At 51.6% G+C, this 21,861-nt stretch carries 22 protein-coding genes; 9 read left to right on the forward strand and 13 right to left on the reverse strand.

Annotated elements, in window-relative coordinates:
* Positions 1-244: 244 nt before the first annotated feature.
* Positions 245-1,969, forward strand: a complete 1,725-nt coding sequence (locus A15D_RS00110) for an amidohydrolase (protein WP_102790268.1) — start codon at positions 245-247, stop codon at positions 1,967-1,969.
* Between the two features lie 117 nt (positions 1,970-2,086).
* On the opposite strand, the gene A15D_RS00115 is transcribed toward A15D_RS00110, so the two are convergent.
* Positions 2,087-2,311, reverse strand: a complete 225-nt coding sequence (locus tag A15D_RS00115; RefSeq protein ID WP_022983999.1) for a hypothetical protein — start codon at positions 2,309-2,311, stop codon at positions 2,087-2,089.
* Positions 2,312-2,514: 203 nt separating this feature from the next.
* Entirely contained in the window at positions 2,515-3,549 is a 1,035-nt protein-coding gene (locus tag A15D_RS00120; RefSeq protein ID WP_102790269.1) for an AraC family transcriptional regulator, read from the reverse strand.
* Between the two features lie 123 nt (positions 3,550-3,672).
* Here A15D_RS00120 and A15D_RS00125 point away from each other — a divergent pair, with 123 nt between their 5' ends.
* Together A15D_RS00125 and A15D_RS00130 are read left to right on the forward strand one after the other, a co-directional pair.
* Positions 3,673-3,993 carry a 2Fe-2S iron-sulfur cluster-binding protein gene (locus A15D_RS00125; protein WP_022983997.1) on the forward strand — a complete coding sequence of 107 codons (321 nt, stop codon included), beginning with the start codon at positions 3,673-3,675 and terminating at the stop codon, positions 3,991-3,993.
* Positions 3,994-4,025: 32 nt separating this feature from the next.
* On the forward strand, positions 4,026-5,435 hold the full coding sequence (locus tag A15D_RS00130) for a cytochrome P450 (protein ID WP_102790270.1): 1,410 nt from the start codon (positions 4,026-4,028) through the stop codon (positions 5,433-5,435).
* Between the two features lie 124 nt (positions 5,436-5,559).
* Here A15D_RS00130 and A15D_RS17100 read toward each other — a convergent pair whose 3' ends face one another.
* Positions 5,560-5,835: a hypothetical protein gene (locus A15D_RS17100; protein ID WP_146026816.1), complete on the reverse strand. Its 276-nt coding sequence runs from the start codon at positions 5,833-5,835 to the stop codon at positions 5,560-5,562.
* 715 nt (positions 5,836-6,550) lie between these two features.
* Here A15D_RS17100 and A15D_RS00135 point away from each other — a divergent pair.
* The 4 genes from A15D_RS00135 (at position 6,551) to A15D_RS00150 (ending at position 10,222) form a co-directional block, all read left to right on the forward strand.
* Complete coding sequence (locus A15D_RS00135; protein WP_146026817.1) at positions 6,551-7,423, forward strand: hypothetical protein; 873 nt, start codon at positions 6,551-6,553, stop codon at positions 7,421-7,423.
* A 114-nt stretch (positions 7,424-7,537) separates the two neighbouring features.
* Positions 7,538-7,819: a hypothetical protein gene (locus tag A15D_RS00140; RefSeq protein ID WP_102790272.1), complete on the forward strand. Its 282-nt coding sequence runs from the start codon at positions 7,538-7,540 to the stop codon at positions 7,817-7,819.
* A 3-nt stretch (positions 7,820-7,822) separates the two neighbouring features.
* Positions 7,823-9,274, forward strand: a complete 1,452-nt coding sequence (locus A15D_RS00145) for a DUF4041 domain-containing protein (protein ID WP_102790273.1) — start codon at positions 7,823-7,825, stop codon at positions 9,272-9,274.
* Positions 9,275-9,295: 21 nt separating this feature from the next.
* Complete coding sequence (locus A15D_RS00150) at positions 9,296-10,222, forward strand: type II toxin-antitoxin system PemK/MazF family toxin (RefSeq protein ID WP_146026818.1); 927 nt, start codon at positions 9,296-9,298, stop codon at positions 10,220-10,222.
* A gap of 232 nt (positions 10,223-10,454) precedes the next feature.
* On the opposite strand, the gene A15D_RS00155 is transcribed toward A15D_RS00150, so the two are convergent.
* The 9 genes from A15D_RS00155 to A15D_RS00195 all read right to left on the reverse strand — a co-directional run bounded on the left by A15D_RS00155 (position 10,455) and on the right by A15D_RS00195 (position 18,895).
* Positions 10,455-10,829 (reverse strand): hypothetical protein, encoded by a 375-nt coding sequence (locus A15D_RS00155; protein ID WP_102790275.1) that lies wholly within the window; start codon positions 10,827-10,829, stop codon positions 10,455-10,457.
* Between the two features lie 2 nt (positions 10,830-10,831).
* Entirely contained in the window at positions 10,832-11,431 is a 600-nt protein-coding gene (locus tag A15D_RS00160; protein WP_102790276.1) for a 3'-5' exonuclease, read from the reverse strand.
* Positions 11,428-12,195, reverse strand: a complete 768-nt coding sequence (locus tag A15D_RS00165; protein WP_102790277.1) for a metallophosphoesterase — start codon at positions 12,193-12,195, stop codon at positions 11,428-11,430. Before A15D_RS00165 ends, A15D_RS00160 begins: the two co-directional genes overlap by 4 nt.
* Positions 12,192-12,629, reverse strand: coding sequence for a hypothetical protein (locus A15D_RS00170; RefSeq protein ID WP_102790278.1), 438 nt, complete (start codon positions 12,627-12,629; stop codon positions 12,192-12,194). Before A15D_RS00170 ends, A15D_RS00165 begins: the two co-directional genes overlap by 4 nt.
* Before the next feature lie 138 nt (positions 12,630-12,767).
* Entirely contained in the window at positions 12,768-13,091 is a 324-nt protein-coding gene (locus A15D_RS00175; protein WP_102790279.1) for a hypothetical protein, read from the reverse strand.
* Positions 13,088-15,154, reverse strand: a complete 2,067-nt coding sequence (locus A15D_RS00180; protein ID WP_102790280.1) for a TniQ family protein — start codon at positions 15,152-15,154, stop codon at positions 13,088-13,090. The genes A15D_RS00175 and A15D_RS00180 overlap by 4 nt, the downstream gene beginning before the upstream one ends.
* 2 nt (positions 15,155-15,156) lie before the next feature.
* Positions 15,157-16,128 carry a TniB family NTP-binding protein gene (locus A15D_RS00185; RefSeq protein WP_102790281.1) on the reverse strand — a complete coding sequence of 324 codons (972 nt, stop codon included), beginning with the start codon at positions 16,126-16,128 and terminating at the stop codon, positions 15,157-15,159.
* Positions 16,129-16,140: 12 nt separating this feature from the next.
* Positions 16,141-18,120: a DDE-type integrase/transposase/recombinase gene (locus A15D_RS00190; RefSeq protein ID WP_102790282.1), complete on the reverse strand. Its 1,980-nt coding sequence runs from the start codon at positions 18,118-18,120 to the stop codon at positions 16,141-16,143.
* A gap of 16 nt (positions 18,121-18,136) precedes the next feature.
* Positions 18,137-18,895: a hypothetical protein gene (locus A15D_RS00195; RefSeq protein ID WP_102790283.1), complete on the reverse strand. Its 759-nt coding sequence runs from the start codon at positions 18,893-18,895 to the stop codon at positions 18,137-18,139.
* 254 nt (positions 18,896-19,149) lie between these two features.
* Between A15D_RS00195 and A15D_RS00200 the strand changes: the two genes are divergently transcribed.
* Positions 19,150-19,728, forward strand: coding sequence for a restriction endonuclease subunit S (locus A15D_RS00200; protein WP_102790284.1), 579 nt, complete (start codon positions 19,150-19,152; stop codon positions 19,726-19,728).
* A gap of 20 nt (positions 19,729-19,748) precedes the next feature.
* Positions 19,749-20,669 carry a hypothetical protein gene (locus tag A15D_RS00205; RefSeq protein WP_102790285.1) on the forward strand — a complete coding sequence of 307 codons (921 nt, stop codon included), beginning with the start codon at positions 19,749-19,751 and terminating at the stop codon, positions 20,667-20,669.
* A gap of 72 nt (positions 20,670-20,741) precedes the next feature.
* Here the strand turns inward: A15D_RS00205 and A15D_RS17105 are convergent, their stop codons facing one another.
* On the reverse strand, positions 20,742-21,860 hold the full coding sequence (locus A15D_RS17105) for a DNA methyltransferase (RefSeq protein ID WP_146026820.1): 1,119 nt from the start codon (positions 21,858-21,860) through the stop codon (positions 20,742-20,744).
* Position 21,861 lies beyond the last annotated feature (1 nt).

The raw sequence follows: 21,861 nt of genomic DNA on the forward strand, positions 1-21,861 counted from the left end.
CAACGCGGTTAATGCAAGGATAATGCCGCCTTTTCCTTTATTTGGTGCATAAATTGCGCACCAATTGGATGCATCACGATCGTTGCGAGGTTCACTATAGCGCGTCGACATGCCCATCGGTATGCAGTTGCTTGATCCGTTTCATTAACAAATGTGATGGGAATGTGTGTGCCGGGTTGTGCACGCCGCACAGGCGGTGCACAGTCTGCGCATCAACCTTGTCTGGTCGGAGTAACAATTGCCCATGAAGATCTGGCTCTGGGTTCTGGGTGCCGTGCTGGCGGTGGTGTTGGTCGGGCTGGCGGGTGTTTACCGCTGGTTCAACCCGCCGGCGCCCCCCGCGCAGCTATTTTTTAACGGCACCGTGGTCACCATGGACCCGGCACAGCCAGAGGCATCAGCCATGCTGGTCAAGCGTGGCGAGATTGTCGCGTTGGGCGAGGTGAACGTGCTGCGTCAGCAGGTCAGTCGTGATGTGCAGGTGATTGATCTGGAAGGCGGCATCCTGATGCCCGGCTTTATCGATGCCCACGGTCATTTTCCGGGCGAGGGGCTGTCGGCGGTGGCGGTGGATGCCAATAGCCCACCCATTGGTGACCTGTACAGCATCGATACCTTGCTGGAGCGTTTGCGATTGTTGGCCCAGCGCCGGCCAGAGGGGCCACTGTTGGCCTACGGTTTTGATGACACCACTATCGGTGAGCAGCGTTACCCCACCCGGGATGAACTGGATGCCGTCAGCGATAGCCGGCCGGTGATGGTCATGCACATTTCCGGGCATCTGGGGGTGTTAAACAGTGCCGGGCTTGCGGCCATGTCGATCCCGGAAGAGGTGCAGGACCCGCAGGGCGGGTTTTACGGTCGCGACGCAGATGGACGTCTGAATGGCCTGCTGGCAGAAACGGCCTTTTCACCGGTGCGTGCGTCGATGCTGGCGTTGTCCGGCATGGACGGCTTGCGCGTACTGAACCGGGCATCACACCAGTACCTGGCCCGTGGTATCACCTTTGCCCAGAATGGGCTGGCGGATCCAGCGAGCCTGCGGGCGCTGAAACCGGCGTTGCGGCTGGGGGTCATTCCCTTGCGTTTGAGTCTCTGGCCCGATGCTGAAGCGGAAACCTTGCGCGGGTCGGGTGCACTGACTCTGCCCGGTAGCGACCGCATCCACCTTGGGCCGGTCAAACTGGTGGCCGATGGTTCCCTGCAGGGTTATACCGGTTTTCTCAGCGAGCCTTATTACACCGTCCCGGAGGATTATCCGCCGGATTATCTGGGCTTCCCGACCCTGTCGGGTGCCGATCTGACTGAACAGGTAACACGTTTTCATTGCCAGGATCGTCAGGTGGCGATTCATGCCAATGGCGATGCGGCAATAACGCTGGCGCTTGACGCCGTGGCCGCTGCCCGACAGCAGTGCCCGACGATCCGCAAACAACCGGTGTTGATTCATGCGCAGACCAGTACAACGGCTCAGCTGGAGCGCATGAAGGCGCTGGAGGTCATCCCCTCGTTTTTCAATGCCCATGTCTATTACTGGGGGGACCGCCACCGCGACATCTTCCTTGGCCCGGAGCGGGCGCGACGGATCAGCCCGCTGGCAGAGGCTGAGCAGTTGGGATTGCGTTTTACCTTGCATGCAGATTCCCCCATCGTGCCGTATCAGCCGTTGCTGATGGTCTGGAATGCGGTGCACCGCGAGACCTCGTCGGGGGCAACGCTGGGGGCGGGGCAGTCGGTGAATGTTGAGCGGGCGTTGCAGGCGGTGACCATCGATGCAGCGCGACAGCTGGGGGTGCAGGACCGGGTCGGTCAGCTGCGGGCGGGGATGCTGGCCGATCTGGTGTGGCTGGATCGGGATCCCCGGGACAATATCGCGCAGTGGAGAGATATTCAGGTGAGAGGCACCTGGATCGGTGGGGTACGCCGCTACCCGGATGGGGTGGAAGATCCGGCACTGTCTGCGCAGTAGGCAGGCAGTGAGTCGGCGACGGTGTCGCAAGTCGCGATTCAAGAGGGCCGTCGGTGCGGCCCTTGTCAGGGGCGGGGGTGTCCCGCGCAGTGATGTCCCGTTAGCGGGAGATCAGTATCAGTGCCAGGTCCCTTCCAGGTTTTCGCATTGCTCCAGAAATTCTTCGGCACTCATTTCAATGGTGTCTGTGTCCAGGTGAGAGGCCACCTGTTCTTTCAACTGACCCACGACCTTTGACATCACGGTCAGGGTCTCTTCCACCTGCTCAATGGTTTCCAGCAGATCCTCGGCTTCTTGCAGGTACTCTTCTTTCAGGTACTCGTCTTTTTCGTAATCGCTCATGCGAAGCCTCCTGATGGTATTGAGAGAGCCGGGCCATGCCACAGCTCACTTCCATGTTGCCAACGATGCCGGCGTAAAACAAACGGGAATTCCCGGGAATTGATTAAAGTTTGAGCGCTTGTGATGGGTGGTCACAGGCTTTTGTTAAACGGTGGCTAAATCGGCATGGTCTGCCGCCAGAAGGGGCAGTCGGGTCGTCAGAATTAGTGCTGATCCATGCGGAATTGCTCCGGTGTCAGGGTGTACCAGCGTTTGAATGCGCGGCGGAAATTGGCGCTGTCATGGTAGTTGAGCAGGGCGGCTATGCTGTCGACGGTTAATCGAGGGTCTTGCAGGTAGTCTGCCGCTTGTCGGGACAGAATCTGTTCGCGAATTTTCCGGAATCCACTGTTTTCCTGTGCCAGCTTTCTGGCAAGGGTGCGCTTGCTCATGAACAAGGCAGCGGCGGCCTCCTCTTCGGTGAGTGTTCCGGGTGGGCATGACAGCATCATTTTCTCTACCCGGTAGCGATAGCTGTCGCTGTCAGTGACCAGTTGCGAGAGCATTTTTTCGCATTGCTGAAGGGCTAGCTGATAGCTTTCATGGTTGGCTGCATTATTGGGGAAAAGGCACAGCGCTTTGGGAATCCTGGCCATGAAATGCTCTGCCCCAAAGTGGTAAGCCCCGGGCAGGTACTTCGGGTATTGCTCGTGGTGGGCGGGCATGTGATGACTGAAAAAGGTTTCTACCTCGTGGGCCGGCCGACCAAGAATCGAGCGGGCGGTTTCGAAGAACATCATGATGAAAGCTTCGGATAAACAGCGCCGTGTCTCGTCACTCAAAGGGGCATCGAAGTTAGCGTAGCAACCCAGCCATTCTCCGTGATCCTGTACCTCGATGCGCACGAAGTTCAGGCGGGTGGGAGCATAGCGGTGAATCGCTTGCAGGGCCTCCAATAAATTGGCGCTACTGAGCGTCAGGAAACCCATGGCTCCGTGGGTGGCAGGGGTCAGGCGATGGCCAAGGCGAAAGCCAAAGGTGGGGTCATCACTGATCTCCATGGCGTTATGCAGGATTTGCACTTGCTGCTGGGTGGTCAGCAGGCTGTCTTCAGCCAGCAGTTGTTCCGGCGTTACCTCGGTGCCTTGAAGCAGCATCCACAGTCGTGTGGGGGGAAGCCCCAGTTCCCGGGCAATCAGGCGTGAGTAACTGGCTGGGTTGGTTGCCTGGGTGTGTTGTGGGTAGGGGGCTTGCGCCATGCGGTTCTCCTCGTGGGACGGCTTATTGTCTTTTTATGACTCCCCTTTGTCAAAAAATGACCTGCTCAGCGGGGCGGAGCAGCGGCACTGTGTCAGTCACACAACAACAATGAGAGTTCTGACATGGCAACGATGACCTTTATCGAACATGGCGGCACTGCCCACGAGGTGAATATTGAAACGGGCAAGTCGCTGATGGAAATCGCCGTGGATAACCTGATTCCCGGTATTGATGCTGACTGCGGCGGTGCCTGTGCCTGTGGCACCTGCCATGTGATTGTCTCCAGCGAATGGTTTGCCAAAACCGGCACCACCAGTGACGAAGAAGACATGATGCTGGGTATGACTCCGGAGCGTGCTGATACCTCCCGGCTAGCCTGCCAGATTGAGGCCTCAGAGGCCCTGGATGGTCTGGTGGTTCAGTTGCCTGAATTCCAGATGTAAGGCACGACACCGTCATTCACAGGGAGAGCCCCATGTCACTGAAATCTACCGCCATGAATGTCACGGCCAACGTGATTCCTGCCCACTGGCAAATCCGCGCCGTGCACCGTTTCTTGAAACTCAAGAACGCCCTATTCAAAGGGCCTTATGTGCCGACCTTTGTCGAGACACCGCTTCCGGACGTGGAGACGCTGGCGATTGAGGATATCGATGTCAGTAGTCCGTTCCTTTTCCGGCAGAAGAAATGGGAGTCCTATTTCAAGCGGCTGCGTGATGAACGACCGGTGCATTACCAGAAAGACAGTCCGTTTGGTCCGTTCTGGTCCATTACCCGCTACGACGACATCGTGTTTGTCGACAAGCATCACGAGCTGTTTTCGGCAGAGCCCATCATTACCCTTGGGCGCACTCCGGAAGGGCTGGAAATCGAAACCTTTATTGCCATGGATCCGCCAAAACATGATGAGCAACGCAAGGCGGTCCAGAATGTGGTGGCACCGAAGAATCTCAAGGAAATGGAATCGCTGATCCGTGAGCGAACCCGGGAAGTGCTGGACAGTCTGCCCGTGGATCAACCTTTCGACTGGGTACAACAAGTCTCCATTGAGCTGACGGCTCGTATGCTGGCGACGCTGCTTGATTTTCCTTATGAGCAGCGCCACAAGCTGGTGTACTGGTCAGATGTATCCACTGCCAGCCCGGAAACCACCGGTGGCAAGGTTGGCCCGGATGAGATCTTCGCGGCGGCAGCGGATGCCGGGAAGCACTTTGTCAGCTTGTGGCATGAGAAGGCTGCCCGAAAAGCAGCGGGAGAAGCGCCGGGTTTTGATCTGATCAGCCTGATGCAGGCCAACGAAGAAACCAAAGACATGGTCAAGCGGCCCATGGAGTTCATGGGGAATCTGGTCTTGCTGATCGTGGGCGGTAATGACACCACGCGTAATTCCATGACGGGCGGGGTGCTGGCGCTAAATCAGTTCCCTGGGGAGTTTATCAAGCTCAAGGAAAACCCTGACCTGATTCCCAACATGGTATCTGAGATTATCCGCTGGCAGACGCCGTTAGCGTATATGCGGCGCATCGCGAAGCAGGATGTAGAGCTCAACGGGGAGACTATTCGCAAGGGCGACAAGGTGGTGATGTGGTATGCCTCGGGTAATCGTGATGAGCGCAAGATTGAAAACCCGGATGTCTTCCAGATCGACCGCAAAGGCGCGCGCAATCACCTTTCCTTTGGCTTTGGCGTCCATCGCTGCATGGGGAATCGTCTGGCGGAATTGCAACTCCGTATACTTTGGGAGGAACTGCTTGAGCGTTTTGATGACATCAAAGTACTGGAGGAGCCCGAGTGCGTGCAATCGAACTTTGTGCGTGGATATAGCAAGATGATGGTTCGGCTTTCGGGCAGAAAGAATAATAAAACTGAGGGAAAGTCACCGTGATAGCGGTTGAACCGCCGCGCCGTATCGGGAGTGGTTGAGGTTGTGGTGAGGCACTCCTCACTGCAAAGTCACCCTTCATGACTGTAGGTAGTGATGAAGGATGACTTTGATGTATGACGACTTCTCAGGGGGTCTCAAAATCCGTTTCTGACCATAGACTAAGCTGGCCATCGTCATGGTGTTTTCTGACCCGGAAATAGCGGGTGCCGCTACCCAACGAAGAGTGCTCGATTTCATAGTAGTTACGTCGCCAGCCTGAAAGGTCGACGATGGGCGAGGAAAAATCGGCATTGTCATCAATCTGCAGATCGTAGGTAAAGCCCGTTGCTGTGACGATCTGCGCTTTGTGTTCCGGGGTCGCACCACTAGCGACGCTCCTTCGGCGATGTTTGCACTTCAACCTCAAAGGTTGTTCCAGCTGCGGTGCTGTGAGGTTTGCGAGATCACAACTTCCCTTTGGTATTTCCTCAGTAAACTCAGGGGTCTCTGTGGTAAAGCGCTTTCACGGTTTTGGTTTTTTTGCGTGTAGCCTATTGCGTGAAACGTGATGTGTAAAAATAAAAAAGGGCGCCGAAGCGCCCTTTTTGTACTGCATCTGTGTGAGTTGCCATTAGTGGCGTCACACCCTCTGTAGGGAAATCAATAAGTTAGACGGTTCTTGCCACGCTTGAATCGCAGTTTTTGACACAAGAAAAAGCAATTATTCCGTAACCTCATGATAAGAAAAAACAAAATTGCGAAATGAGATGCTGGTCTTGCTCGCAATTAAGCCTCGAATTCTAAATAAAAGTATAAGATTTTTAGTATATTTTGTGAACTATACTCGCCATATATGAGCTGATGGAAGTGCCGGAGATGGAACTTACCAGAGAGGATCTTTACGAGTTGGTTTGGTCAATGCCCATGACCAAGGTGGGTGAAAAATTGGGCGTTTCTGATGTTGCTGTCAGGAAAGTCTGCGTCAAGATGAAGATTCCACGTCCTCCACAAGGTTACTGGTTATCGGAGAGACTCCAGAAGCGGCCTAGGCCTGTTCTTCCAGGCTTTAATGGGGGGGGCAAGTTTTCATCAGTCCTCCCGCCCCGAAAGTGGAACCGGAGGAGACTCCCCCTGAATTGCCCGAAGTGGTTTTGAAGCATGTAGCGAAAGGGCTTCGCGCATCGGTTACTGCTGAATCTGGGGAAACAAAGAGACTGCTGAAATCGGGTTTTGTGGATCGCTATGGCTTTCTTAGAAGCGGAAAACCGCTCCCAGTCCCTGTAGTTGCTACAAAGGCTACGCTCCAGAGAGCTCTACTTTTAGCTGATTGGGTCATAAAGATGTCTGTTCTTCAGGGATTTGTCCTTGCGGAACAGCGCAATGGGTATGGCCGTGATTTTGAGATCAAGCTAGAGAAAAAAGGTATCAAAGCTAGTATTCAGATCAAAGAGCGTGTTACCCGCAGAGATGTTCCAGTTGCAGAACGACGGTATGACTATGGGGACAAATATAGATATGAGCAGACTGGAGAGCTTGGAATCTCCTTTGAGTGTGGCTGGGGGAACAAGAAAACGATCAAGGACAAGGGCAATCTCAAGATTGAGTCTCGGTTGCTAGATATGGCGACAGCGCTGAACATTTGCTTTCAGCGGGCCGTTGAGAGAGAGAAGCAACGAGCGATTGAGGCGCGGGAAAGGCAGATCCAGTATCGGAACGATCACCGGGGAAAATGGGTTGAAGAGCTGGAGAGTAAGCGCCTAGAGAATTTCAATCAAATGAGACAGGAGCTTGAAAGGAACCGCTTGGATCGAGAGTTTATCGACTCTGTTGGGTTCGCGGAGCACCACGAGTGGCTGGAATGGGTGAAAGGAAAGCTAGTAGTGCCTGATCTGGACATTGTGGAGCGATATTCAGCATCTGATAGGGATATTTGCATTTCTATAGAGCGCCTCAAAGGTGCCGACGCGAGTGATGACGGCTTTGACTGGCCAAAGCCGTATTATTCCTGACATTGGTAGGCTCCCCTTGAAATTGGCGACAATTGACTAATGAACCCTGTTCTATATTGTTCATGGTAAGAACAATCAGACGCCCGCAATGGGTGCAAATGGAACGGAGGGGGCATGGCTAGGAAGCCGAGCGGCCTGAGGACGGCTATTAAAGTCGCCAAGGCTATAGATAGAGCATCAAAGAATGCCGAGAGAGACCGGCATAGACGCATCAAAGCCCGCGAACGAGAGGAACGGGCTGCCATCCGCCGGGCCGAACAGGCCGAGCGCGCCAGAATCCGAGCTGAGAAGCAGGCGATCAAGGACGAGGTAGAGTACGCCAAAGAGCTCTACCAAGATCGCGTAGAAGAGCGCCGGATCACCAAAGAAGAAATCATCAACGAATATATGAGGTAGCACATGACCATCGAGATCATGGCCGTGCTCGCGGGCGTCTATCTAGTCTCTATCCTTGTTACCTTCTTTGTGACCAAGAAGTTAGGTGACAGCAAAATCAAGCAATTCAACACCCTTAGAGCTGCTGTTAAGGCTGCGAAAGAGAAATCCAATCAGGCAGAGTCCGATCTCCAGGACATGAACACCAAAGTTCAGGCTTCGCAGGCCCAATTCAATAGCCTGGATCTCGCAACTAAGGATTTGCAGGATCTCCGAGCCAACGCGAACACTATCGCGGAGAGGCTAAAAGCAGATTCATTAGCTCTTGAAGAACTCAAGACCGCGTTGGCCCAAAGTGAGGCAGAAGCCGTAGAGCGGGAGGAAGCACTGCAATCAGTGTTGGCAAAAATCGATCTTTACTCTCGGGTTGATGACTTTGTCGCCTATGGTCACTTCGAGACACCAGATTACCTGTATGAGACCAGTGAAAGGTTTGCAGCTGAGATAAAGTCCCTCAGGGATAAGCAAAAGGCGATGATCAAGGATGGCAGTGCGTTTACGCAGGAAGGTCAGGTTAGCCTGACTGGGGATCCGAGGGTAGACAAAAAGATCATTGATGGGCAAATGAAGCTCCTGATGAGAGCCTTCAATATTGAGAGTGACCTTCTAATCGCAAAGGTCTCACCCTCAAACTTTGACCGTACATTGGGCAGGATTGAGAAACTGGCTAATGATCTGGAGAAGCTGGTAGCCAGCCTCCGATGTGGGATTAGCATCGATTACGTCACGGCAAAGTACGAAGAATGCGGTGTTCAGTACCAGTTCACGCTCAAGAAGAAGGAGGAGCAGGAAGAACAGCGCTTAATCCGGGAGCAGATGCGAGAGGAGGCCCGGGCAGAGAAGGAATTCAAAGATGCTCTGGCTGCCGCAGAGAAAGAAGAAAAGATGTACCAGAACTTGCTGGATAAGGCGCGAAAGGAGCTAGATAAGGCGTCAGAAGAAGAGCGATCACTTGCTGAAGCGAAGATTGCAGAGCTTCAGGCTCAACTTGAAGAGGCCGAAGCTAGAGGTGAACGAGCCAAGAGCCTGGCTGAACAAACCCGTCGTGGCCATGTCTACGTGATCAGCAATATCGGCTCGTTTGGTGAAAATGTGTACAAAATTGGCATGACCCGCCGGCTAGACCCCATGGACAGGGTAAAGGAACTCGGAGATGCCAGTGTCCCGTTCTCCTTTGATGTACATGCCATTATCTTTGCGGATGATGCTCCAGCCTTGGAAACCGCACTACATCGCGAGTTTAGCCATCATCGGGTGAATGCAGTGAATCTTCGAAAAGAGTTTTTCAGAGTGGATCTTAAGCATATTAAGACGGCCGTTGAAAAGCTGAGCGACGATGAAGCGGATTTCACAACGACTATTGCAGCGGAAGAATATTTTGAAACTAAAAGGTTGAAGGAGCCAGCATTCCAGTAATCGGCTTAAGCTGTGAATATTATGAAAATTACGTTTAACGAAATGAAATCAGGGGACGAAGTAGGTGCTTTGGAGCATTCGGGGATTTCTGAGATCTTGCTGCCGGCATTCTCTGAGGATGGTCATGATATTTTTCTCTCATCAAAATTCGCAGCTCGGCCAGGGGTGCGTCGGTGGTTGGTTGAGAATGTAAGTTGCTCAGGTAACACCCTTGAAGTAGGTATTACGGCAAGTTCTCGCGTGGCGATTTCTCTACTTGAGTACGCCGCGAACCAATCGAAGCATCCTGAAGTTTATTTGTCAAAGTTTCGGATTGTTGAGGTGGATTTTGGGTTTTATTCAAATTGTTTTAGTGTTTCTGATCGCTCTCTAACGAAAAATAACTGGAATACTTCGGCCCTACTCCCAGGAGAAATGCACAAGAGACGGCCATGCATTGTAGTTGGACATGGAGGGAACAGAGTTCAAGTTTTACCTATGACGACTTCTAATGTCGCACCCCAAAACCCCAAGAAGATAAGAATGAGTGAAGCATCATTTTCTGGGATGCATCGGCGATATTTGGAAAGCACTTCCTATGCACTTTTAGATATGGTTCAGACTGTTTCTGCTGGACGAGTTTTTCCTCCGCAAGCACCTGATGGGAAGCATTATCCGAAGTATGCCCAATACAAGCTATGTTCAACTGATAAAGCTGCTATCGTAAGTGCGATGGCGAGCCAATATAATAGTGAAATTCAGCTTGAAAAGGTCGCACTTGAGCAACGCCTAGAGCGTTTGGAAGAGGAGAAGCGTCGTTTGGTGCAAGCCAATCAACGCATCAGAGGTGAGAATGATTCTCTTTCTTCTGAGGTTGAGACCATGAAAGGGTTGGTGCTGAAATGCGGGCAACTTGTTGGTTCTAAAGGGAATTTTGAGGATATATGTAATGAGATTGATGCGTTGTGACAGTCCCCTTGGGGCTTGCAATGCCCATCCGCTTGGTGCTAATATCGCACCACTGGCCTTGGAAAGGGTGTATCGACCGACCTAGGCGACTAGCAGGAAGGGTTAGCTCTTTAGTTAATCAATAGCGCTAACGATACATTGCAAATACGAAAGCCAGCATATTTATGCTGGCTTTTTTGTTGGTGGTAATTCTCTTTCAAATGTGTTTTTTTACCTCTGCCACTACCTTCCACTACAATTGTTGCTCATCAGGTTTTGTCTCGTGCAACTTGCATCTGGTGGCGTAGTAACCATCAATGCAAACCATGCTCCCAATCCCCCCGCAAACATCGCAAATTCGTGCGGAATATGCCTCCGCCAATTTGATGAGCCCTCCGTGATAACTTGAGCAAGCCACCGCGTAGAAGCGTAACTTCCCGAATTTCTCCTTCACCTGTAGTGCCTTAACCTCCGATGCTCCTTGCTCTGTACTCTTCACAAGCAGGGAGCATAGGGTGTCGACGAGCGGGATCCAGCCTGGGCCCACGGCAACCGGGTAAATAAACTGATCGTGATCGAACAGGCTCGGATATTTCTCTTTTAGTGACTCTTGTGGAGCTTCAGACATGGTTATGTCCTCTTGCCTGGCTCTGGATATGGTGCCCACGAGGCTACAGCATGGTTGATCAGCTGTCGGGAGATACCGGGTAGTAGCTTTGCGATATTCCTGACGTCATCGATGCCTCTGTGATGCGTTCCCTCTGGCTGGATGCCTGCATACGCCAAAGCCCGAGTCATTCCTCTCGGAGGGATGCCCTGTGACCTCGCCCAGAGGCGTTTCAAGTTGATGTGCGGTACACCCAGGAATGCTGGAGCCGCGCAATGCCTGCTTTTCTCCTCAAGCAACTGATATCTGTCGTAGTTTCCCCAAGACCCCCAAACTAGCCCTCTGACCCGTTGGCCAAGCCATTCATCCACGAGCTGGCATGCTTCCGGGTAACCCGGGGCGGTATCTACGTCTGATTGGGTGATGGTTGTCAGTTCTGTGCAGAATGAAGTGAGATTTGTATGGAGGAGCGGTTTCACGAAAGTGCTGAAATCATCCAGTACCTTGCCATCCGACGCTACGAGAGCACAGCCGATTTCGATGACTTCCTTATCAGCAGGCGCAGTATGTTTGTCCCTCCAGCATGTTGCCTCCAGGTCAACGATCAGGATTGGGCGGCTCATTGGGCCTTTCCCTCTTTCAGATCGATAACCAGGTCAGGATTGAAGCCTGTTTCCTGGCCTGGATAGCCTGCGGGGTTGGTCACAAGGCGAGTTTGCGCGACATGTGTGTCTAGCGCAGCGTGCGTATGCCCGTATAACCAGTAGTCTGCTTGAGTTACTAGGTGGTCTAAGTGTGAGCAGTAAGCATTACTGACGATGCTCCCTGTCCATTTCGGATGGACGCATAGTTGGGACGGGCCATGATGGCTTACGACAACGGTGGTTTCGTAGTCGCCGTGTTCCTGAAGACTTTCTTCAAGCCAATCAATGGCATTGCCGTGAAGCATTTGCGCATGGCCGGGAGAAAATAGTGCCTCTCCGCACCTGATCAGGTGGTGATCAGACATAACGCGGCGGATCTGGTGCTCAACAAAATACGGGTGTTCCCCCGTTAGCTGGAAGTCAGTCCAGAGGGTGGTACCGAGGAATAGAACCCCATCAAGTACCAGGGCTTCATTGTTCAGGTAGTGCACCCCGAGCTTCGTCGACAGGATACGCATTGCTATATCGTGACTCAGTAGCTCGCTGCCGTAGTACTCATGATTGCCTGGAACGTAGATGACGGGTACTCCAAGCCGTTGTGACTCCTCCGCCGCCCATCTGATCCCGGCCAAGTCAGTATCAATGTCTCCCGCAAGGATCAGGATGTCGAAATCAAGATCCTTCACCCGGTACGGAGCATCCCTGTGCTCATTGTGAATGTCCGTTAACAAATGAGCCTTCATACGGAATCCTGAATCCTTGCGGCATGATCCAGGGTCATTCGCATGCGGTAGCCCTTTCCCCAAAGCACATAGAGTGTATTCCCGGTTTCAATGAGCCCGTTTCCGAGATCTTTCGTGACAGGAGTGCTAAACACGTGGCTACCCAGTGGCCAGCGCTCCCGGAAGTCATCAATCAAAAACTGTGAGTACAGAAGTGTGGGGTTAATCCCATTCGCTTCTAGCTGGGCCGCCTGTCTCTCATCCAGGTCGAGGTCGATGATGACCCAGGCTCCCACGATGCAAGGCGGCTTGCTGGAAACGGACTGAGCCTCAGCGATAACCGTCTCGACATCCTTGCCTTCGTAGTTGGAAAACAGAATCTCTTCCGCCGAGCCATTGAGATCAAACTGTGATCTGAAGTGCTGGAGGTCGAAGATGGGAATGAATGGCAGCATGGTCAATCCTTAATCGGTGAGTGCCTTTTGACGCTATTCTTCGGGTTTGAAAAAGTCAAATAATCCAATTAAAACAATGACTTAATAAACCTAAAAGTAATTGGCTCGCTTGTTAGTCTTTGATTCAGAAGGGAGTTTCTAGCGACGATTTATCAGCTTCTCGACACCCTCAATCAGCATCTCTGACAGCTCGTCACCCCCGTCGTAGTAAATACAAAGCAGCCCTCGCTTATCTTTGAAGTCTCTAAAGATGGGTGGGTCAATCAGGTTCATTGAGTCAAGCGCAGCGAGGTTCTCAAGCATTTGCCAGACAGGGGGGAACCACCAAGGATCAATCGTGAAACTGGCATAGAATCGCAGGTTGAAAACCCCGCTTTCCCAGCTGAGTAGCGTCGGGAACTCCCTGTATAAATGGGCCACGATCTCCTCGTATTGCTCCAGGGTGGTGGGTACCTTTCTCATCCCGGCCTCCTGAATGTCTTGATTTGCTCGCAATCAAACAGAACGCGATTCTCAAGGAAGCCAGGGTGTCCTTCAGGTAGAGGGGTAAGGTGGCCTAGCCGTTTCCAGTTATGGATGTCCGCTGCGGTAGCCCCCAGAAATGCGGCGGCCTGTTGATCGTCCCAGTACCGGGAGAAATGCACCTCCAGGATTGCGGCTTCCTTATGGTCGATACAGGCCGCCCCCTGGTAATTTAATGGCTTGGTTTTGAGCAATCGCCAAAGACGGCCCAAGACTCTTCTGGGGGTAACCCCGCATTTAACTGCGAGGTCATCCACCGTCACCATGCGAGCCAGCTTCCCCTTCATCTTGCTGACCTGCTTGCGAAGGAAGTAGTTACTTACTTTGGAGGAGGCATGCTCTGGACGTGTTGCCACGAGGTCTTGCTTATCTACCAGCTGATAGAGCTGCTGGGCAGTGAGTCCTAGTGCTTCTGCGGCCTCACCGCCAGTCATCCAAAGGCTGCTATCCACTCTGGGAGCGGACTTGGGTCTGCGGCCCGAGGTGGAGTAGCCCTCCTTGATGGAGAGCACTGCACTGAGGTCTTCGTTCTCGATGACCTGTCGAAGGAATAGGAAAACCGGACTGGAGTCGATCCCGGGCCCACTGACGGGTTGAATGCCGGCAAAGCGCAGCTTGTCGGTGATAACGGTCACTGAACTGCTGGTCAGAGAAGCAATGTCTCCAGCAGAGATGTATTTTTCCCGGAATGCATGCAGCTCAGCAGTCTTGTACAAGTACCGATTGTTTTTATTGCGCTGATGGTGCCCTGTGAGCAAGCCTGATCGCCTGAATCCAGCGATATACTGGCTGTTCACACCCAAAATGGATTGCGCCATAGCCAGGGTGGAGTACCCCTCCGGGACATCATCGGTATACCCATCAGGTGCCACAACTCGCCAGTCCTCAAGCCTCCAGGAATCGGCGGGTGCTGCAGTAAGGTCACCGGCCAGCAGGTCTGAGATCAGCTCATGGGTCTTGCGCTTGGTGCTTGCTGCGAGCTGAGTCAGTGTGAGGCTATGTGTCTTTGGGCTCGTTTGGGGGGTATAGCAGCTATACAGCCGTTTTAGCTCAGGCAGAAAAACCTGCCGCTGCGTCAGAGATCTTTTCGCCAGGGTATTATCCAGCACCTGATTCTTGAGCAGCATCTCTACGGTGAGGGCTTTGCAACCAAGTGCGAAGCGCAGTTCCGTGTGGCCAAGATGAAAGCTATTTGGCAGGGATTCCGGGTGATGGGTATCAGGCAGGCTGTCGAGCATCTCGTGCAGTTGGGGTAAGGCCTGCTGAAGTCGTGGAGAAGAAGCTGAAGAGAGGGCTGCGACAAGCGCTCGAGATCCTAATGGGGCCGCTCCAGTCAGGTATGCGTTGAGCCGTTTGGCTGCCGGCAGGGGATCTCCCAGGATCCAGCTAATGGCAGGCTCTGCCCAACATTCTTCAGCAGAAATGCGTTCCGTCAGGAGCGCTTCCAGTTCCTGGTAGGCTGCCAGCGCGTCTGTTTTTCCGCTTCTGATCCACTCCTCGAGCTGGCGGGCAACCGCGAGTTCGGCCGGGCTCGCCTCCTCGGTATCACCAAACTCTTTGGTGCAGTGGCACCGGTTCAACCCAAAGCGGTTCCACCGCACGGGGTCTCCGCAGTGATTACAGTGCGTGCGGAGCTGCTTGCCATGCCTGGTACAGCAGGTAATAAGGTGAAAATCATGGGTATCCGGAAGCCAGCCTTCTTGTGCGCAATCCGGGCATACCGATGGATGCAGATACTCCAGCCACTTCTTGGCGTTTCGCGCCTTCGCGAGGGCAGTCGTGGACTTGGACGGAGCCCAATTCTGGGTATTCACCAGCGATAAGACAGGTGTAGGGAGGCCACAGTACAGCTTGCGGATACTCCCTTGAATGGAGCAGTTGCTATGGCCAAGCGCCATAAGGAGCGCGGAAGGTCGCTCTGTATGGGCCTGGCTCAGGCGCAGCAGCAAGCTGCCGGCGCTCTCGCCCGGCAGCGCTTTGGGGAGAAAGGCGAGATTGGTCATGGTCAAGCGGCCTTCTTCTTGGCTAGGGTTTTAGCCATTAGGGCTACCAGGGCTTTTCGGTCAGCGGTAAATGGCTGCTCGTTACTGTCAAGTTTCAGGGTGCGACAGATAGCGTGAAAATCGCTTAGTGCAAGGGTGGTTTTACCTTTCCTCATGCCGTACTTGGCGCTTTCAATGATGATCTGATGGATTTCCCGCATCATGCCCTTTGAGGCAAGATAGAGCCGCTGTGAGAACTCAATCCTTTTGACATCATCCGCAAGGCTGATCCCGCAGTCGTCCTTGAGATATTGAAGGTACCTTTCAGCGGTTTTGTGCATTGGCGAATCAGTGGAATTAGGTGGATGAAATTCCTGCAGTGAGATGTTCTTCACAATGCGAGATGCAGTTTGGGAGTCATTGTTAAAGAACTCATTGCAGTCAGCAGGTAGACCGAAGAAGACAACAGGGATTTGGGCTTCATCGATAATCTGTTTGATAAAGTTCCTGATGTGGATAATCTCCTTCTGACTCGCGCTTTCAAGAATGATGTTGGTCTCATCGGTGACTAGCATCCGAGTTTCAGCGTTCTTCAGGCCGTCAATTGCTTTGCGCGTCAGGAGGCTTGTGGTGTTCTCCCGAGTGGTTGCTACCTTAAGGGTGTGGCAGATCTCAAAGATGTACCCCTTTAGGGTGCATGCAGGGGGAACTCTGATTAAGGCGACAGGAACTCTCCACTGCGTGCCCATTTCCGTTTCAATTGCATGAGCGGGATGGTCGGCAACAAAATCTGTAAGAAGGGTGGTCTTTCCAACGCCCGTTTCGGCAGTAACCACATACGTTGAGCCCTCAGGAGGAGTTCGCTGAGGAGTTTCTGCAAGAACGTCAGCCTCTTCATAAAGCTCTTCGAGGAGTGATAGGCATTTTCTGTAATCGCGATGTTTGATGCGACGTCCAGACAGGGTGTTAACGGCGGTAAAGTTGATCTTTCTCATGGATAAGTTCCCTCAGTAGTTTTCATATGAATCAAGTGGATCGTCGAAGACGTCGAGAGCAGGATTGTCTTCAGAGTTCGAGTGATCAATAAAATCGGTGTAGTCAGTATCAGATTGAAAATTGGCTTTTGATGAGCGCTCAGCGGAATCACGCATCTGAGACTTCTTGCGGTTGGTGTATCTTCCCGCTCGAGCATCACCCTCAATATCCGTTTCTAGCTGGTATCTAAGACCTACCAAATCTGCATGATCTACGAGGGATCGGCGTTTCGCTCTTTTGCAGTCCTGTACCTTGGAGTGGACATCCATTGTCAATCCATTTTGGTAATCCGGATATAAGGGGTCACAGATAATGAACGAATGAGGATCCTTAGGGTCTGAGACGAAAACATGAGTAAGATCATGCTCGTTGTAGCGGAGAAGAACTTTAGGTGAGTGTCCGTTAGAGTCTGCTCTAACGGAAGCTCTTCTTCGCATCATCATGTCGAGTTCAGGAAGGCTTGGAGATGTCCAGAAAAGGTTGTCCAGGCGAACTCGGCTACCGTTAATTCGAACCATTTTTGATTTGGTTCCAAATTTTTGTGCTTCTTCGTATGGAAGCGTACGCGGCTCGAATTCTGGTGTGCTCACTTCTTCCTGCCAGAACCGATCAGGAATATCTTCAAGGCCACTATGATATTCATTGTGGTAGACCTTAAGGGCCTGCTCCCAACGTTTATTTAGTGTTTCGATTGTGTAAATCGCTTTTTTCGCGGAATCATAGTCGCCTCGATCCTTGGGGTTGGATTTTGTGGTGCCTGCCAGTAAATGGAAGAAATACTCATTGAATGTTCCAAAATGGCGCTCACAGAACGCTTTGATGGTTGGCGATCGTGGGGCTGCATATTCGACTCGAGTGCCAAATGTCTGGATCTCTGTCTTGACGCTTTTGTTAACAAACTCGGCGCCATTATCGACCACAAGCATTGAAGGAACGCAGCGATATGGGTAACCGTCAGCGCCAATGGCTTGTCTGAAGACTCTCGTAAACTTTGCCGCGCTAGGGGCCGTAGAGGATAAATCCCAGCCAATGATGCAGCGGGTGCGGATGTCGATCATGATCATCAGCCAAGGGCGGTAGCAGAGTTTTAGCCTGTCGTCCTTTACCATTACATCTGCCTTGGTACAGTCCATCTCGACTCGACCACCAATAAAATCTGGTGAACCAATATGCTTTCCATATCCGGCTAGCTTTCTAAGTTGATGTTTGCCGATGCGTTTGGTCATGACTGCATAATGATCTGCCTCCTCAATCCTTCGTACGAATGTTCGGTATGACGGGATCAAGGCTTTTGCTTCGACGACTCCAACATTGAATTCTGCTTGAGCTTCGGCCAGAAGAGTTCGATAGGCTTTTGTCATGCGTGGCCTGCGATCGCAGCTGTAGCTATTTAAAATCACTTTGGTGACTAGATTTTCGATGTGCTTAGGGTATTGTCTTGCTCGATAGTTTTTCCGGCTATCTCTCCGGATAAAGCAGCTGAAATCGCCGCATTGAATGAATTGACGTCGCCACTTTTCAACCGTGGCAAGCTTTTGGGGTGGCTTCGGATCCAGCTTGTGCTTACGTAAGAATTTTTTGTTCTGGCGCTTGCAGAATTTAAGGAATTCCTTGTAGGCCATCTGCTTGCTACAGCCACTATGTGCGATTGAGATTTTTACACCTGCGCAGCACCGTTCGAAATCTCGCCTTTCAGATGGTGAAAGATCATGGGCATCCATCAGTGTTTGCTTATGCGGTACGACATGGCGAGTCAGGGTTGCTCGGCCTTCTTCGCGTAGTTCAGCCAAGTGCGAACGTGGAATGCTCCTCGTTTGATTGCCATTGACCTGACGAAGGCGCACAGCATCCACGCCGCCCGCATCCAGGTAGGTGCACTCCCAGTCGATACCATCAATGTTCACTCGAGAGCCAACTCTGATATCGGTAATCTTGGCTTTGGTGCTTTCCATTGCAATTCTCCTTAAATTAAGCGAGGGAAATTTCGAAATTGGGGCCGTAAGTGGTTGAAAATGAAGCCACGATTGAGCCTGAAACGAGGCCGCAGGCCATGCCGTGACGGACAGTGTCCTGCCCCAGGTGTCTTAGTTCCTTCATTTGTGCTGTGCCGCCTAGGAACTTGAGTTCACGCTCTAGGGTGAATTTTGATTTGTTTAGGTCATGCTCTGGGGCGGAGAGGTATCCGTAGAGAAAGCGGTAGGCGTCCAGTCGTGGCTGAATGCGAATAACCTCATCGGTGACGACACGGAATTCGACCCCTTGCGCCGCTAGTGCCTGCCGCAGAACCGCATGGCGGTCGCGGTGAATTCTGGCTTCTGCGACTTGTTTGGGTTTGCAGTCCACCACGTAGGCAGGAGCGCTGTGTGGAAAAACGATGTGATCGGGAGTAAATGAGGTGAACCCATGCTCTAAGCCTCCCAGCAGTTTGCAGGGCTGGCAGACATATACTTCGATTTCGGGGTCAAACTCCAGTGTCAGGCAGTAGTCGGCTTCGAGTCGACCTTCTAGGATGTTTAGGTAGTCCTTCTCGTCCCCTAGCATCTTCCTGGCTTTTTGAGAGGAGTGGAGGACTTTGGCTGGGCCGCCTTGGCGGCCATGGGGAATGCGAAACTGCGGCGAGCGCCTAGCGGATTCAATAGCCTTATGAATGTCTTCGACAGGGAAGACACTTTGGTGGCTGGTGTTTCTTTTGGGCGCACGGGTGCGCTTCGCTGACGATAAAGTCATCGACGGGGCTCCAAGTCATTTACATGCCAGAGTGAGCGCCGCCGATGTACGACGGCGTTTTAGCTAACGCGTATTCGTATCTTCATCGTCTTTAAGTTCTCTAATATGCCGAGGGATAGTTGCCTCAGTTTTCCACACCCTATCACTTGCGGCTTTGGTTGTCAACATAAACTTCTTCTAAAGTTCGTTATCGTGTGGATATTTGGCAGATAAAAATATATATTTTCTAGTATATAAAATATGAGTTGTGCGATATGAAGCAAAAACTGGGCGATCTTGCTGAGATCTCGCTGGGATTTGCCGTGCAGGGTTCGGTGAAGCCAGATCCTGATGGAAATGTCCGAATAGTGCGCCTTGCCAATGGGAATGAGCGGCTGTCCATTGATTGGGAGGGCGTGGTGCGTACGTCTTTGCCGCCAAAGCGAAAGCTCCGCTACCTGCAGGATGGGGATGTGCTGTTCCAGGCGATAGGCAAGGAGCACCCGGCCTATCGGGTAGAGGGGGTGCCTGAAGGCCCGCCAGCTATCGCCCATCAGCATTTCATACTGATCAGGTCGCATGCTGAGTGGCTGGATCCAGGGTTTCTGGCGCTGGTGCTGAACTCTGATTCGGCCCAGGATTTTTTTCGAGAGAGGGCGTCAGGTGCAACTGGCAAGGTTGTGAACCAGGGGGGTCTGAAGGATTTTGAGGTGCCTTGCCTGTCTCTGCCGGAACAGCTGCAGTGGGTTCAGCGCTGGCGGCAGAGGTGTGAAGAAATAGAGGTCTTGAGGGCTGAAATTGAGATGATCGACTGTCGTTTTAGGCAGGGCTTCGAGATCGACATCAGCGCATAAAAACTTTGGCTGGAGTGCTAATGGGTAAAGAAAGTGAGTTTTGTGAAATTGCAAAAGCAACACGAAGGATTATCTACAACGTATCTGATGAAGGCATTGTCGAGAGAGGTTTCTTTCGTTCTGATTTTATGTCTGGTGTTGGTTCTGGCTTACTGGTCTATATGGACTTTAGATTCTTCCTTCTTACAGCCAGGCATAATCTAGACAGAATGTATCCGGAAGAGATGAGGAATGAGTCGCATGTTTGGGTGCCTAAAGAATTTTCGCCTAAATTCAGTGGGCTGCAAGATTTCTTGATGGCTCGTAGGGTTTGGTATATAGGGGAATTGATTGACGCTGAGAGAGAGACATTTGATCCTCAGGATATTGCATTGATCGAATTTTTTCCTCCTGTAGGCCCCCAGGATCTGCCAGAGAACTTCGTAAAAGTTTCGGGTGATGATGATTTTTTGAAAGAAGAAGAATTTTATGAGGGGCAGATTTTGTCTTGCTTTGGGTACCCGGAGAGCAGCAATTATTATGACAACATAGAAGGTGATCCTATTTACAACCAGTCAACAGCTTTTAATTTGTCGGTGGTGGTTGGCTCTTTTACGGGTGATGCAGTTGGTGGGACGATGGTCGTTGATGAATCCCATAATGAGGTTAATGGGATGAGCGGGGGAGGAGTTTTCTTTTTGGGTGACGATGTTGGTGAAGGTAAGTTGGCTGGAATAGTGTCTTGTGGTGGAGGAGGATTTATCAGATTTGTTCCCGCCTTTATGTTTAATGATGCTCTTTTAAGGTATAGAGATGCTAGATGTGAGGTGATAGATCAGGCATCGAATCTAACTGAATATGCTACGGAGAGATATGACTCATGGTTGAAAATATTGTGCGAAATGGCCGGGAAGGATGAGGATTACAAGCGAAGTTTGGGTTTGTTTACTCCTCAGGATTAGGGGGTGTGTTCTTATGGGGTGGCGGCGAGCGAGCCAAGGGATCGCATAGCGAGAGCCTACTTATGCTTGTAGTCAGGACAGTCTGATAAAGTAATCCTTCTCGTCGATTGGGTTTGACCTTCCGCGTGTTCCCATCATCGTCGCTTGCCGCTTCCCTTGGAATGAAGAGCCTGCACTTCGGCTGTAATAAACGGCCCAATGGGCATTTGCCATTTCTAAAGATTGCCTGATGATTGTGTCATAACACCCTTTTCTCGAGCCTAGGCCGCCGAAGCGAATCGCCATTTTTACGTCAGGGGAGGCGTTTTGAGATATGTTATTCCAGACATCTGCGAGCGATTGGGAGAAATCTTCAGGTGATCCGTGGGATAGCTGAGTGCTAATGTCGTAGTCAACATACTCGGATCCACCGATCAACCAGTTTCTCAGCCATTGATCTTGAACATATGTCTGCATCCCGTAGTAGGGCGGGGATGATATGACAATATCAATATTTTCATCAATGCAGCTGTAGCTGCTGCTTTTTCGGCTATCTGTGCACATTATGTTTGCGGGGGTGGATTCGCTTTTATCGGAGTGCCTTAAAACCATTTCTGCTTTTTTCGTGATCGGGACTCTAACATCAACATGCCTTGGAGGTAGGTTGTTGTTTTTCCAGTATTTTACAGAGTAAGCTGGTTTTGAAGAAAATGTTCTGGGCATTTGGTTTGAAAAATAAGACGGTGACTTTGTGTTTTTGGTTAAAGGCCCATGCAGGCAGCCAAGAGCAATTGCCCTAAGCATTACGGATGTATCAGTTTCCTGCTCTTCGGCTAAATAGTGTCTTAGTTTGCAAACATCCTGAAGTGTTTTGGGGTGAAATGCCCAGCTCCAGAATTCTCCTGTAGGGGTGTCTACGTCAGGTTTCTGTAAAATAGTCTCAAGCAGGTTTAGAACTGATTCCGTATTAGTTACAGACAGTTTGGCTTTTGCAATAGCAATTGCTATGGGTGACGAGTCAAACCCATATGACTTCATGCCGTAAGTTTGAGCAGCAAAGTTAGTTGTTCCTCTCCCGCAGAATGGATCAAAGATAACCGATTCCCTATCGGCATTTTTTAGAATGGTGACCGGGAATTCAAGAGGAAACATCGTGTAATAAGGGCACACGGCGTTTAACTTGTATCGGGCTGAGCTAGATAATTTGTTCATC

Source organism: Alcanivorax sp. MD8A (genome assembly GCF_002888555.1).
Classification (GTDB): domain Bacteria; phylum Pseudomonadota; class Gammaproteobacteria; order Pseudomonadales; family Alcanivoracaceae; genus Alcanivorax.